Below are 13,209 nucleotides of genomic sequence, written 5' to 3'. Positions count from 1 at the left end.
TCACTCCTTCTCATTACTCTTATTCGGTTGCTCTTTTTTTCTTTTATGGATTAGGTAAAGAATTATTCCAAGCAATAAAACAAGTAACATGATTGAACCAATCATCCACCAATTAATACTCGTATCGATCATAACATCTGCTCGATTCAATGCTCGTGCTTCATCCGCTTCGATCGCAAAGGTTCTTTCCCATTGCCATTCATCTTCCCCAGAACGTGCCGTCATTTTCAATACGTAGTCACCACTGCGAAAACGATCACCTTCCAAAGAAATCGGGAAATTAAAATTGGAATTTGGTGCCATTTGCATCTGTTCTTGACTGGCTTGGTATAGAATCTCTTCTTCGCCCATTTTTTGAACCGTAGCTTCGACTTCTAAGCGATTCACGAAGGTCGGGGTGAAGTTTTGTAGATTCGCACTGATCACATTGCGATAGTTGAGTTGGTCAGCAAAAACATCTAACAACTCTAAATCCGGTTGTACAGCATCTTGTTTGTTGCTCACAACCACACCGATGATATACGCAAACTCATTTTGGATGGCGACACCTTCTTCATTACTCGTTTCTTCTGTTGCTTCTTCTTTGACTTCTGACACTCGTAATCCACCCGCTAATAATCCTTCAAATTCTTCTGTAGGCATGTTCAAGTCAAGCGTAACGGTCTTTGTTTCATTTCCAGCAAGCTCAATGATTTCTGGTTGTTCAATCAACTCAGCCAACGAATGTTTGAGCGTTGGATCTGCTTCTTCCGCATCTTGTCCGTATTCTACGACCCCCATCACGTTGGTATAAGCAGTATGTGGGGTGATTTTAATTTTTTTGGCTTCTGCGTTTGCGTTTTGTAGTTTCAACGTTAGCTTTTCTGTCGTGTCTGGTGCAAGATTCAATTGAAAATAACGATCATTTCCTGATTTTTGATTTGCTGAGAACTCAGGCGTTACATAAAAATTCAACGTTCCTTCTTCCGCTCCAACCAACATGGGAGCCATCAGGCTGACAATCATGACGAGTAATACGATCCCCACTTGTTGGATTTTATTTTTTCGATATGTACTTGTCTTTTTCATAAACTTACCCCTTTCTTTAAAGGAGGTAGCGCTACAAAATTGTAACGCTACCACATTCACTTCTATAAACAAAAATCGGTTGCTTTTTAATGATTATGATTCGTTATGTTACTCATATTTTTTTTCTTGTTAATTTACACCACTAACATCAGGTGTATTGGATAATTCCCAAGTCAATGTTGATTTATATTGTGTCGCATCTTTTGCTGTAGAACCAGGAACAAACAATTGGATCGCATTATTTGTTACTACTTCAACTTCATCGTTCGCCTCTTGTGCATCTAGGTCTGCTTGGTTCCCCCAAACAACTGAAGATACCCCTGCGCCTTTTTCTTTTTCTGCTGTCATCACGGATACCGCAGAAGCATTTGGTATTAATTTCATTCCAGCTGGATGAGCTACTGGCGCATTACTAGCCGTGCTTCCTTCATACTGGATTCTTGGATCCAACAATGAAATTTCTGCACCGAGCAATGTATCATTTGTTGTATTCGTTGCTTTAAAGTCGGTCATGCGTACTTGCAGATTCCAACCAGCATTCGTTCCACGGACATCTTGTACTTGCGCAAAACTGACATATGGGACTTTGTTTTCTTCACCAGTTGTTCCCTTTTTTTGTTGTTTTTCTGCAATCATGTTGTACGTTTGATCTTGATTCGAGATGACTTGTGAACCGAAATCCATTGTGACAGCTTTCATGATCGATAAAGGTCCAGTTGTTCCTGGCACTTCAGGCTCAATCTCGACATCTGGTTCTTTTACTGGCGGAACAACGACTAGCTCTTCATCTTCATTTGGTGTAAATTCAATCGTTCCATTAGTTGTTACATTACGCACTTCTTTTGATGTGTCTGTGGAACCATCTTCTGCAAATACAGTCATACCTCCGGCAAAAACTGTTGATGATAAGGCTGCAATTGTTGCTAATCTCACTAATTTCATTTATACACGTCCTACTTTCTATGATTGTTTTTTCTTTTTGTATTTCCAAAACCAAAAACTAAGTGTCACTATCACAAGAAAAACCCCTAAAATTATCCAACTACTCATTTGTTGTGCATTCGTTTTTGGCAATCTTCTGTGACTGGCATCTCTCTCCTCTGACGGTTGTTGAGCGATTTCTTTTGGGAAATCTGGTTTGATTTCGACTTCTGGCGCTGGTACTGGATCTCCAGGCATTTCATACACGCCTGTAAAACCGACTGTCCCCTCTGTTTCAACCGATCGAACCTCTGTCCCGTATACAACCAACGGTGCATAACATTGAATAAGTAACATACTCAGGCTTAGTATGTATTTTTTTTTACGATTCATTTCCCTCCTCCTATAACCTTTCTCACATAATAGTAATTATCATTACTTTCTGCATAAATAAGATTAACGTAGCGCAAAAAGAAAAGAAATTCATATTTTTCACTAACTAGTGAAGTGGCTTGTTCCTACTTTCACTATGTGACTTTGATAGATTCGCTCTTTTAGGTGCACAACAAAATATCGATGAAGAACCGCGGAGATCAGTTAATCTCTTTAGTTACTTCATCGATCAATGTCGTTTTTTGCTTCTTACAGCATACTATTGAGTAAAGGATTCAACTGAGTAAAAATGTTGACCCAATCATTTCTATTAGGAACTCGATTGATCAACAAATAGTCCTTGTTCAACTGGTAGTCCAATAAATAAGGACGATAATTCGTTACGATCAAATCAACATGCTCAACGTTCAAACGTTCTTCTGTCAATTCATGTAACGGAACAAACAGCACATGATGCTGCTTCGACAACAGTTGATTGGCTTGGACTTTGATCAACTGAACGAGTAAATGATTACCTTCCAAAAGAAACAACACTGTTTTCTTGGGTGAATAATAAGAGAACAAGATTTCTGTATACATCGTTAAACTTGCTATGATATCTTCTAAATATTTCTCTGAGAAAGACAGCAATGATTGGTTTTCATGAATAAATTGTCGATTTTTCTCATAGGCTAAACCATAGAGATCTTTGATGATAATAATTTCTTCACTTAACAATTTATTCAGTATTGGTGCCATTTCATTATTGATTTTCCTCCCCAGAAAAAAGGCAGAAAGAAAGGTGGATAATATGGGATCAGTCTTTCGGTCGATGTTGAATAATTGGAAGTAAGATTCAATCACTGGTTCTATTTCAGGCCACTGATTATACTTCTCCAAAAAGACAGTCTCTTGCTCGATATGATCAATTGTTCGTTTGCTGATTATGATCAAAAAAAGCCAAATGATTTCATCTTGGTGGATCGAAATACCATACTCTTTTTTGATCAGTGGAATCAATTCGGACATCAATAAAAAATCTGTCTCATTGCTAAAATCGATCTCTTTTATCCTACGAGGTAAAGAGATGATATGCCCATTCTTATTTCTGATCATCGTGATATACAAACAGTAATAAAATCCTGTGACCATGATCCCTGTTCCTATCTCATACTTACCAAGACGCTCACCTAACTTATCCAAAAACATTTGGTGGATACTTTCCGGGGGATAGACCGTATACGGTGTTGGTTCTCCTTCATAAAAAAAATCAAAAAAAAACTTGCGGATATTTCCTTCTTTTCCCACAAGGTCCACTGGTTTTAAGCTAAGTGAAAGCTGATATTCTTTTAAAACCTCTTTGATTTGAGCGACTGATCGTAGCATCGTACTTTCTGAATAATTATAGCGATCAGCTAATTCTCCGACAGATACTAGTTCTCCATAAAAAATGTCACTGATAATTTCAAACCAAATCTCCGATTGTAACAATGCTTCTTTGTCTTCATGATACAGTCGTCGATTTTTTTCTTTAAAAAAATAGCCAGTGGTATTTGACTCAAAAATCGCACTCTCTTCAAAGTAATTTTTCAGTTCACTGACATCTTTTAGGATCGTCCGTTTAGAAACACCAAGTTGCTGTGACAATCCGACAATCGTAAACATATTCTGTTGTTCGATCACATTTAAAATCCGCATCCACCTTTCTGTAATCGTATTTGTAATAAATTTTAACTGTAACTCTCGCATTTTTCACACCTCTTTTGCTTTTTATATCTATTCTTAAAAAAAATAGATTGTAAACATGTATATCAAAAAATATGTGAAAATACTAATAATAAATAAGTGAATAAACTAAAAAATAACATACTTATGATGGCTTTCCATAACACGTTGACAAGTTTAAACATATCGTGTTATACTCACTTTAACAAATTGAAGGAGGTCACTATGCGAGAAACATTTTTAGCGTTATTACGCGATTCCACGCCCCTATTTACGACATTACAAGAAGAAAATCGTCAAGAAATCGTCAGTTTGCTAGTAGAAAAAGGTGGTTTAAGTGTGACAGAAATCACAGAAGAAATGTCTATTTCTCGCCCCGCTATTTCTCATCATTTAAAGTTGCTTTTACAAGCAGGGATTGTGTATGTCGAAAAACGTGGCAAAGAGCGGATCTATTATTTAGATGTTGCTTGTATCAAACGTAACTTGAAAGGATTTATGCAACTATTAGAAAAAATATAAAAAGGCTTCGGCCTTTCTTTTTAAATAAATAGGTTCATAAGTTCGAACATATAAATATATTAAAAGGAGAAAACGGATGATCAACCAACTTTTACAGGATCAACAACATTTTTTTGAAACAGGAAAAACAAAATCAATCGACTTTCGATTAGCCCAATTAATCAAACTGAAACAGGCGATGCAAGAAATAGAGATTGAATTGACACAAGCATTATTCAAAGATTTGCGAAAACCAGCACACGAAGCATATGTCACTGAAATTGGTGTTGTCTATCAAAGTATTTCTGAGATGATCAAAAAATTAAAGAAATACGCCAAGCGAAAAACCGTTCATACACCGATTTATATGTGGGGGAAAAGTTATCTTGAGTATGAACCTTATGGACAAGTGTTGATCATTGCTCCTTTTAATTACCCTTTTCATTTAGCTATTGAACCACTGATTGGGGCAATTGCCGCAGGGAATACGGTGATTTTGAAGCCAAGCGAATTAGCGCCAAATGTGGCTAAAGTTCTGACAAAGTTGATTCATTCAACTTTTGACAAAACATACATTGCCTCGGTCGAAGGTGGTGTGGACGTAACGACTGAATTACTCGCACAAAGATTCGATTATATCTTCTTTACTGGCAGTGTCCCAGTAGGAAAAATCGTAATGCAAGCTGCCGCAAAGAATTTGACACCCGTCACTTTAGAATTAGGTGGCAAGAGTCCCGCGATCGTCGATGATACTGCTAATTTAAAAGTGGCAGCAAAGCGCATCGTTTGGGGAAAATTGCAGAACAACGGACAAACTTGTATTGCGCCAGATTATGTTTTAGTGTCCCGTAAACGAAAAGACACATTGATCAAAGAAATGATTATTGCCACGAAAGAATTTTATGGTTCTGATATCCGAAATAACACAGACTATGGCAGGATCATCAATGATCGCCATTTTATCCGATTGCAACAGATGTTAGAAGCTGACCACTCCTTTGTCGTATTTGGTGGTGAAACAGATCGGGAAGATTTATATATTGAACCCACAATTTTGGATTTACCTAGTCATGATGCCGCAACGATGCAAGAAGAAATCTTTGGGCCGATCTTACCAATCTTGACTTTTGATACCATCGATGATGCGATTTCTCAAGTTAAACAGTATGAAAAACCTTTAGCACTATATCTATTTACAACATCGAATCGGAAAAAAGAACAGCTCATGACCGCTATTTCATCAGGAAATGTGACGGTCAATGATGTTCTGAAACATGTAGCCAATCCTCATTTACCTTTCGGTGGTGTAGGAGAATCTGGTATCGGTGGCTATCACGGAAAATATAGTTTTCTTACCTTTTCTCATCAAAAAGGAGTCTATGAAAATCGTTCAACCTTCAACGTTCCTGGATTATTCCCACCTTATTCAAATCGGTCGTTGAAACTTTTAAAAAAAATACTGAAATAAAAGGAGAATTCAATGCTATTATCAGAAATCACTTTACCAAATCAAACAATCTTAAAAAATAGAATCGTCAAATCTGCAATGAGTGAAACACTTGCCGACAAAGAAAATAACCCAACTGAAAAACATATTCATCTTTATCACCGTTGGGCTCAAGGCGGTAGCGGACTTTTAATTTCAGGAAATGTCATGGTCGATCGTGATCATTTAGGTGAACCTGGAAATGTTGTAATAGATGAAAATACAGATAAATCAATTTTAAAAGCCTGGGCCAAAGCCGGAACAGAAAACCATACAAAATTTATTTTACAAATCAATCATCCCGGCAAACAGTCACCCAAAACAATGAACTCACAACCGGTTGCCCCTACTGCTCAACCGATAGGTGAAGAACTTCAAGGATTTTTTAATCCTCCAAGAGAACTAACTACTAAAGAGATCAAAACACTGGTGGAACAATTTGTCACAGTTGGTAAAATAGCGGAAGAATCTGGTTTTTCTGGGGTACAGATCCATGGTGCACACGGCTATCTCATCAACCAATTTCTTTCTCCATCAGATAATCAGCGAACCGACCAATACGGTGGTTCTTTGGAAAATCGGATGTGTTTCCTTCTTGAGATCTACCAAGGGCTAAGAGAAGCCACTACACCGGAATTTATTGTTGGTTTAAAACTTAATTCCACAGATTTTACTGCTCAAGGGTTTAGTGAAGAAGACTCGCGTCAAGTTATTTTAAGAATGGCGGAACTAGGGATCGATTTTGTTGAGATTTCTGGTGGTAATTACGAAAAAACAAAATTCATGGAGGTTGAGAAAGGGGCATTTTTCCTTGATTTTGCTAAAGATATCCAACAACAAGTGACAACCCCAATCATTCTAACTGGTGGACTGACACAACCAGAAACAATGGAAGAAGTAATCACTAAAGAAAAAATTGCGATGGTTGGACTAGCACGAGCACTAGCAATGAATCCAGAGTTGCCAAATCAACTAGCAGAAGGACATGCTCAAGCCATTCAGTTACCACGTCTAACGACACATCTGAAAAATCTCGACAAAAAAGCTGGGAGCATTATTAGTCTTTCTTATTATGAACAACAAATGAATCGCTTAGCGACTGGTAAAGAAGCTAAATTTACAACCAACGCTTGGTCACCGCTTCTTGATGCAATGTTTAGACATGGTCTAAACAGTCTAAAACCAAGACGCAGATGATAGTTGCTAGTCAATTAACAAAAAGAAAATCCGTTCGACTTTCTGTTTCTTAGTCGAACGGATCTTTTTTTGATGTAACACAGAAGAGCTTGTTAGTTACCTCATAAACAGACTATCTGATCAATAAGAAGATGATATTTTTCAGCTATTCTTTTTGACCAGATAACATGAAAGAGCAAACCGATGAGATTCGATAAAACAGACTGTTCATATTCGTTACATTTCTTGTATCAAAATGACTCACATCTATTTCTCTTAAATTGCGCATCTGGGTAAACATACCTTCATATTTGTTACTTGACTCGTATCTAAATACTCCATTCCTTCAATTGTTTGGACATTTCGTAAATTTTCCAAAAAATCCTTGGTTATGTTCCCCCTGCTCAGCATTCGATAAGACACTATTTCTTGTTCCAATCAAACTTCCCCGTAATTCGATCCTGCCCGTGATAACGATGCTGTTGATCATTTCTTGATTCGCGGACGTATGATTAAAATAATCCATCGCTCCATATCGACCACCAACATTATTTTCCTCATCGAAGATGCCAGAACCTAGAGTCAGTGTCCCAGAAGCATCGACTGTCCATGGAATCGTTCCTAGTTGACCAGATTCAACGGCTGCAGGATCAAACCTTTCAGTCTCATTAACAAACGCTTCTACATCGCTTTGTTCAATAGTCCACTCAGGCGCTTCTATAAGTTCAGTACTTATCTCCGCTCCCTCATAGAGCCTATCATTTTCAATTTCTTCAAATTGAGAAAACTCTTCTGTCCCGTTTTCTTGCGGAATATTATTAAAATGGAACACATCGTCTTTTAAAACCAATTCGTCATTGCTATGTGCTTCTGGTGATTCCTTCGATTCTACGTGAATCGCAATTACTTGCCCAACTGGCAAAAGCATCATCACAACATTGAAAATCAAAAGTTGTTTTTTTCACAAACCTTTCTTTCTCATGTAGCCACCCACCCTAACTCTATATAAGTGAAAGAATTTGTCATTAATAGCTTATAGCCTACTCAAAAAAACAATATATCTTAATCATGTATCTAATCTCTCAGCTATTAATAAAAAAGCTCTCTTTTTTTCAACAATATATCACCTCATTTAATCTTAATTCATTTATTGTTTTTTTCTAATGTAGAAAAATTACTGTACTAACGCTTACTTCCCTAATATAAAAGAATGATTAAGTAAAAATAAAATAACATTCGAAAGAAAATATAAAAACAGCTCAAATCCTTACTTAGAATAAACTAAAAGCAAAAATTACATTATACTAAAAATCACATCTTTATAACCCTTAAGACAATGTGATGCACAACCTGAGATCCACTTCAATTCCCCTAAAAAAAAGATATTTATTCCTCAAAATAAACCGAATCCCTTTTCAACTGTTCTTTTGATTATCGGAAAACAAAAAAACTGACCTAATTTCTTAGATCAGCAAGTCTATCAATACAGTTGATTATAGATGATTGGTTTCTTACATTTTTTTGAAAAATCAATGTTTTAACTTTCGGAGTAATGAAAAATAGCAACTCAACCTTTAAGAAATTGATTATTCATTGCCTGTAAACTTAATTGGTCGATAGCCAGGGCTTGTTTCAAATAGGTTTGGATCGACCCGTATTCCTGTTCTACCACTTGATAAAAACGGTCCAAGTAACTGCTGTCCACATTCAACGCAACATCTAAAGCAGCTAGATTCCCCTCATTCAAGTGGACTTTTTTTGCTTGCGCCAAAATCATCGCATTTTCTTTTTTACGTAGTTCATTCGTACGTAGATAATCGACATAGATTGCCTTGCGAGGAACATCCAATGATTCTAATAATAGCAAGGCTGCGATTCCCGTTCGATCTTTCCCAGCAAAACAATGAAATAAAAGACTTTCCTCTTGATCCAAAGTGAGTACTTCTTGGAAGAAACGAGCATACCCTTTCTGCGAAGTCGGATTCAAGGCGATATCTTCATATATTTTTGTCATATAGTTCGCGGCATTTTCAGGTGAGCCGATTTTCACAAAATCTTCCAGCCCAGCGCCTTCGTCTGCCACATCTTTCATGATGTCGATATGGATATATTTCGTCTGTGGAACCGTTTTGTCTGGTCGAGCTTGGATTTCATCTTCGCCACGTAGATCAACGATTTTACTTAAACGATAGGTGGTTTCTAAATGTCTAGCATCTGCTTCTGTCAAACTAGATAGTTCACCTGAACGCAAGAAAACATTTGTTAAAACTTCTTTGCCATTTCTATTTTTGATGCCACCGATATCGCGAAAATTTGTGATTTTTACCATTTCTGCAATGACCTTCCTTTTCCCATATTTTAGGATCGTTTCCACTTAGTTTCTCAGAAGCGGTTGCGTACTGCATCTGAAAGAACCACCAAAAATCCTTGTCAGTTTATAGTCAATATACTCGACTGTGATTCCTCGTTTCTCTAATTCTTCACCAATAAAAGTAAATTCTGGATCTGTGATATACGTTGTCTCGTTGATCGGCAGTCCGTTCGTCGCCAATCGAGAGGCTTGTGCTAAAGACACCTCTACCCGATCCCAATGGCTTAACTGTTCTGGGATACCATTTAGGAACGCTTCTTCACACACGATCATCAATCCATCTTTGACAAGGCTTAATGCGCAGTCTAAATGCAAGATCGTCGGATGAAGTGGCACTTCGATCACTTTGTAGCCAAATCGTTTGACTAGATTTCTTAACCATTCAATACCATGAGTATTGGATGCTAACCCTGAGTTACCTGCAAAAATCGTTTTTCCTAATACTAAAACATCTCCACCTTCTAAGAAAGGCCCTTGTTCTGAATCGATACCTTGCGAAATATCTGGCTTAGGAATAGAAAAATACAAGCAGTCATTCTCATTCGATTCATTCATGAGTATCTCACGAATCGGTAGAATCTCATTTCTGCGGTGTGGGAGCTTTAATGAACCTTCAATCAATAGATCCCCAATCGTAAAAAAGGGGTCTCTGGTGAAAAAGTTACTGTAGCCATACTCTAGCCCTAGTTCTTTTTCAAAAGAGGTCAACTTTCTTGGTAAAAGGACTTCTACCCCATATTTTTCTAGTACTTTTTGTAAATTCTTCCGTTCGACTTCCCAAGCTTTTTGTTGTTCTGGGAAAACTTCACTAAAGTCTTTGCCTATCACTTCAGGCCCACTAAATAACTCATGGTTTTCTTCTGTCAAGAAATCGACACCGGTTAATTCTTTCGTAGGAAAGCCAAATTCAGACTGTGCTAAAACAACCCGCTTTAGTGGTGCAAACTCGCTTTTCACAAAAATATGATCCATCGTTTCTGCTCCTCCTCGATTTGTTCGAATTTTTATAGGAAATAACAGGCAAGACCAACCAAAAATACTAAAACAATCAAAGCAACCATTGGTTCGACCCATGTTTTTTTCGAAGAAAGAAAGACATTTTCCTTATTTTTAACAAATCCCCAACCATACTTTCTAGGGAGTTGCACTTCTAATATCGTCCCGCCTGATAAAGGTAAGAGTGCCACTTTATATCTGGATTTTGCAAATAAAAACAACGACATAAAATAAAGACCGAACTGGATGATTTTGATCAATCGAATGATTTGGATATTTTTGATTTTTCTCACTATTTCTCTCCTTCTATCCTAGCGGTTATCGTCTAACAATAACACCCTTTCTCTTTTTCTTAGGATATTTTTTAATTATTTGGTTAAAAGAGCGTCCTATTCCGTTACCTCTGCTCCCCAACCCCCACTATCTGCCAGAAGCAACTTTTTTTACTATAACATGAGTTGACTTCGTCTAGATCAAACCGATCATAATCGTTGGTTTTGGACTCATAACCTACAAAATCTCTCACTAAATAGCCCACATCCAGTCGATTGGAGGTGGGCTATTTTCTACCGAATTATTTCATTTCTACGCTTTCACCATTTGTCGCAATCACTTTTTGATACCAGTAAAATGATTTTTTAGGCGAGCGAGCCAACGTTCCGTTACCCTCGTCATCTCGGTCGACATAGATAAAGCCGTATCGTTTACTCATTTCACCAGTTCCTGCACTGATCAAATCAATACAGCCCCAAGAAGTATAACCAATCAAGTTCACGCCATCATCGATTGCTTTCCCCATTTCTTGGACATGTTGGGCGAGATAATCGATCCGGTAGTCATCATGGATCGAGCCATCTGGTTCAATTTTATCGACAGCCCCAAGTCCATTTTCTACGACCATCAATGGGATTTCGTAGCGCGAATAAATCTGATTCAACGTGTACCTTAGACCAACTGCATCAACTTGCCAGCCCCATTCGCTTGTTTCAAGATACTCATTAGCCACCCCACCAAATAAATTGCCGCCACTTTTATCTGACCGAGTATTTAGATCATCTGCAATACACGTACTCATGTAATAACTAAACGTATAATAATCGACAACGCCTTCCTTCAAGAGTGCCAAATCCTCTTCTGTGATGTCAACTTCGATTTTTTCTTTTTCAAAGTAGCGTTTCATGTAATAAGGATAGGCTCCTTTGACTTGGACATCGCCACAGAAATAATTTAACCGGTCATTCATTTGTTGCGTCTTCAATACATCTAATGGATGACATGTTTTAGGATACATCGTGATATACGCCAACATACAGCCGATCTGAAAATCAGGATTGATTTTATGTCCAGCAATCACCGCTCGAGCAGAAGCAAGGAAGACATTGTGTAAAGCTTGATATTTTTCTGTTTCCGTATAAGTTCGATTGAATAATCCATTGATTTGTTTGCCATGTTCTAAGACACCAAAATTGATTTCATTGAAGGTCAACCAGTATTTCACTTTGTTTTTGTAACGTTCAAAAAGTGTCGTTGCATAGCGTTCGTAACAGTCGATCGTTCGTTTGTCTAAAAATCCGTCATATGTTTTTCCCAAATGAAACGGCAACTCAAAATGTGAGATCGTCACGATCGGTTCGATCCCATATTTATGTAGCTCATCAAACACTGCATCATAAAATTTCAAGCCTTCTTCATTTGGCTGTGCCTCATCCCCATTAGGAAAAATCCGTGTCCACGCAATCGATAAACGATAAGCTTTAAAGCCCATTTCCGCAAATAATGCGATATCTTCTTTGTAGTGATGATAAAAATCAATCGCTGTATGGCTCGGATAGTAATACTTGGTTTCATCGATCACCAAATCAAATGTGCGCCGTTCCCCCATCTCCCGATTTCCTGCACGATTGTGATCGCTGATCGAATCTCCTTTACCATTGACATCCCATGCTCCTTCACATTGATTCGCCGCTGTTGCGCCACCCCATAAAAAATTCTTTGGAAAACTCATCAGTCATTGCCCCTTTTCAGTTTGGTATGATAGTCTTACAGTTATTTTATTATTGAGTATAAAAAAAGACCCAATCAACCACCTAAAAAGGCCGTTGATCAGGTCTAGCTTAACTGAATAATCACTATCCTATCTAAAAAGATACTATTTTTTGTAAACGTTGTCAAACATTGATTTATTCGTCCTCTTCAGCCAATGCAGCAATTACTTGGTTCACATTCAGAATATTCTCTGCACCAGAACGAACATATTCCGGCGATGTTCCGACCATTTGACTATTGATAAACTCGATGACCATTGGCATATTCATGCCCGCATATAATTCGATCGCTTCGCCTTCCATGATCAATTGGACAATAGTATTGGCTGGAGTACCACCCATCAAGTCACAAAAAACAACATAGTCTTCCAACGAAGAAACCACCGCAAGAAATTTTTCTTTGAAATCCTCTGTTCCTTCTTCCGGCAATAAAGGCACTGTATGAATATGAGCTTGCGGTCCCATGATCATTTCGGTACTTGCCTTTAGTCCTTCACAAAGTTGTCCATGACTGACAAGAACTAACTGTTTGCTCATTTTCAACACTC

At 37.7% G+C, this 13,209-nt stretch carries 14 protein-coding genes; 3 read left to right on the top strand and 11 right to left on the bottom strand.

All coding sequences use genetic code 11. The features are described 5' to 3' along the window. The 4 genes from I2F89_RS07325 to I2F89_RS07310 form a co-directional block, all read right to left on the bottom strand. Complete coding sequence (locus I2F89_RS07325; RefSeq protein WP_195514006.1) at positions 1-1,068, bottom strand: DUF916 and DUF3324 domain-containing protein; 1,068 nt, start codon at positions 1,066-1,068, stop codon at positions 1-3. 129 nt (positions 1,069-1,197) lie between these two features. After that, positions 1,198-2,010 carry a WxL domain-containing protein gene (locus I2F89_RS07320; RefSeq protein WP_195514005.1) on the bottom strand — a complete coding sequence of 271 codons (813 nt, stop codon included), beginning with the start codon at positions 2,008-2,010 and terminating at the stop codon, positions 1,198-1,200. An 18-nt stretch (positions 2,011-2,028) separates the two neighbouring features. Further along, positions 2,029-2,382, bottom strand: coding sequence for an LPXTG cell wall anchor domain-containing protein (locus I2F89_RS07315; protein WP_074801651.1), 354 nt, complete (start codon positions 2,380-2,382; stop codon positions 2,029-2,031). 249 nt (positions 2,383-2,631) lie between these two features. Beyond that, on the bottom strand, positions 2,632-4,110 hold the full coding sequence (locus I2F89_RS07310; protein WP_074801654.1) for a helix-turn-helix domain-containing protein: 1,479 nt from the start codon (positions 4,108-4,110) through the stop codon (positions 2,632-2,634). 201 nt (positions 4,111-4,311) lie between these two features. On the opposite strand from I2F89_RS07310, the gene I2F89_RS07305 reads away from it, so the two are divergent. From I2F89_RS07305 to I2F89_RS07295, 3 genes are all read left to right on the top strand, one after another. Continuing rightward, positions 4,312-4,608 carry an ArsR/SmtB family transcription factor gene (locus tag I2F89_RS07305; protein ID WP_010736298.1) on the top strand — a complete coding sequence of 99 codons (297 nt, stop codon included), beginning with the start codon at positions 4,312-4,314 and terminating at the stop codon, positions 4,606-4,608. A 76-nt stretch (positions 4,609-4,684) separates the two neighbouring features. After that, positions 4,685-6,055, top strand: a complete 1,371-nt coding sequence (locus I2F89_RS07300; RefSeq protein WP_195514003.1) for an aldehyde dehydrogenase — start codon at positions 4,685-4,687, stop codon at positions 6,053-6,055. A gap of 12 nt (positions 6,056-6,067) precedes the next feature. Further along, positions 6,068-7,270: an NADH:flavin oxidoreductase/NADH oxidase family protein gene (locus tag I2F89_RS07295; protein ID WP_195514001.1), complete on the top strand. Its 1,203-nt coding sequence runs from the start codon at positions 6,068-6,070 to the stop codon at positions 7,268-7,270. A gap of 145 nt (positions 7,271-7,415) precedes the next feature. Here the strand turns inward: I2F89_RS07295 and I2F89_RS15750 are convergent, their stop codons facing one another. From I2F89_RS15750 to I2F89_RS07260, 7 genes are all read right to left on the bottom strand, one after another. Continuing rightward, positions 7,416-7,538: a hypothetical protein gene (locus tag I2F89_RS15750; RefSeq protein WP_177187700.1), complete on the bottom strand. Its 123-nt coding sequence runs from the start codon at positions 7,536-7,538 to the stop codon at positions 7,416-7,418. A 57-nt stretch (positions 7,539-7,595) separates the two neighbouring features. Then, positions 7,596-8,198: a hypothetical protein gene (locus I2F89_RS07285; RefSeq protein ID WP_195513999.1), complete on the bottom strand. Its 603-nt coding sequence runs from the start codon at positions 8,196-8,198 to the stop codon at positions 7,596-7,598. 618 nt (positions 8,199-8,816) lie between these two features. Then, positions 8,817-9,578 (bottom strand): tyrosine-protein phosphatase, encoded by a 762-nt coding sequence (locus I2F89_RS07280; protein WP_229078062.1) that lies wholly within the window; start codon positions 9,576-9,578, stop codon positions 8,817-8,819. A gap of 45 nt (positions 9,579-9,623) precedes the next feature. Further along, positions 9,624-10,592: a dimethylarginine dimethylaminohydrolase family protein gene (locus tag I2F89_RS07275; protein ID WP_086334300.1), complete on the bottom strand. Its 969-nt coding sequence runs from the start codon at positions 10,590-10,592 to the stop codon at positions 9,624-9,626. A 32-nt stretch (positions 10,593-10,624) separates the two neighbouring features. Continuing rightward, complete coding sequence (locus I2F89_RS07270; RefSeq protein ID WP_074801671.1) at positions 10,625-10,909, bottom strand: hypothetical protein; 285 nt, start codon at positions 10,907-10,909, stop codon at positions 10,625-10,627. A 281-nt stretch (positions 10,910-11,190) separates the two neighbouring features. Next, positions 11,191-12,621 carry a glycoside hydrolase family 1 protein gene (locus I2F89_RS07265; RefSeq protein WP_195513995.1) on the bottom strand — a complete coding sequence of 477 codons (1,431 nt, stop codon included), beginning with the start codon at positions 12,619-12,621 and terminating at the stop codon, positions 11,191-11,193. Positions 12,622-12,796: 175 nt separating this feature from the next. Then, a complete protein-coding gene (locus tag I2F89_RS07260) occupies positions 12,797-13,198 on the bottom strand; it encodes a PTS sugar transporter subunit IIA (RefSeq protein ID WP_074801677.1) in 402 nt (133 codons plus the stop codon). Positions 13,199-13,209: the final 11 nt, after the last annotated feature.

This window comes from Enterococcus sp. 1001283B150225_161107_E12 (assembly GCF_015556925.1).
GTDB classification, from domain to species: domain Bacteria; phylum Bacillota; class Bacilli; order Lactobacillales; family Enterococcaceae; genus Enterococcus_B; species Enterococcus_B mundtii.
The sequence above is the reverse complement of the archived record's forward strand: the minus strand, read 5'-3'. Positions and strand labels throughout refer to the sequence as shown.

Coding starts and splice junctions, on each gene's coding strand:
- I2F89_RS07325 (WP_195514006.1), bottom strand. CDS start 1,068: ATGAAAAAGACAAGTACATATCGAAAAAATAAAATCCAACAAGTGGGG.
- I2F89_RS07320 (WP_195514005.1), bottom strand. CDS start 2,010: ATGAAATTAGTGAGATTAGCAACAATTGCAGCCTTATCATCAACAGTT.
- I2F89_RS07315 (WP_074801651.1), bottom strand. CDS start 2,382: ATGAATCGTAAAAAAAAATACATACTAAGCCTGAGTATGTTACTTATT.
- I2F89_RS07310 (WP_074801654.1), bottom strand. CDS start 4,110: ATGCGAGAGTTACAGTTAAAATTTATTACAAATACGATTACAGAAAGG.
- I2F89_RS07305 (WP_010736298.1), top strand. CDS start 4,312: ATGCGAGAAACATTTTTAGCGTTATTACGCGATTCCACGCCCCTATTT.
- I2F89_RS07300 (WP_195514003.1), top strand. CDS start 4,685: ATGATCAACCAACTTTTACAGGATCAACAACATTTTTTTGAAACAGGA.
- I2F89_RS07295 (WP_195514001.1), top strand. CDS start 6,068: ATGCTATTATCAGAAATCACTTTACCAAATCAAACAATCTTAAAAAAT.
- I2F89_RS15750 (WP_177187700.1), bottom strand. CDS start 7,538: ATGCGCAATTTAAGAGAAATAGATGTGAGTCATTTTGATACAAGAAAT.
- I2F89_RS07280 (WP_229078062.1), bottom strand. CDS start 9,578: ATGGTAAAAATCACAAATTTTCGCGATATCGGTGGCATCAAAAATAGA.
- I2F89_RS07275 (WP_086334300.1), bottom strand. CDS start 10,592: ATGGATCATATTTTTGTGAAAAGCGAGTTTGCACCACTAAAGCGGGTT.
- I2F89_RS07265 (WP_195513995.1), bottom strand. CDS start 12,621: ATGAGTTTTCCAAAGAATTTTTTATGGGGTGGCGCAACAGCGGCGAAT.
- I2F89_RS07260 (WP_074801677.1), bottom strand. CDS start 13,198: ATGAGCAAACAGTTAGTTCTTGTCAGTCATGGACAACTTTGTGAAGGA.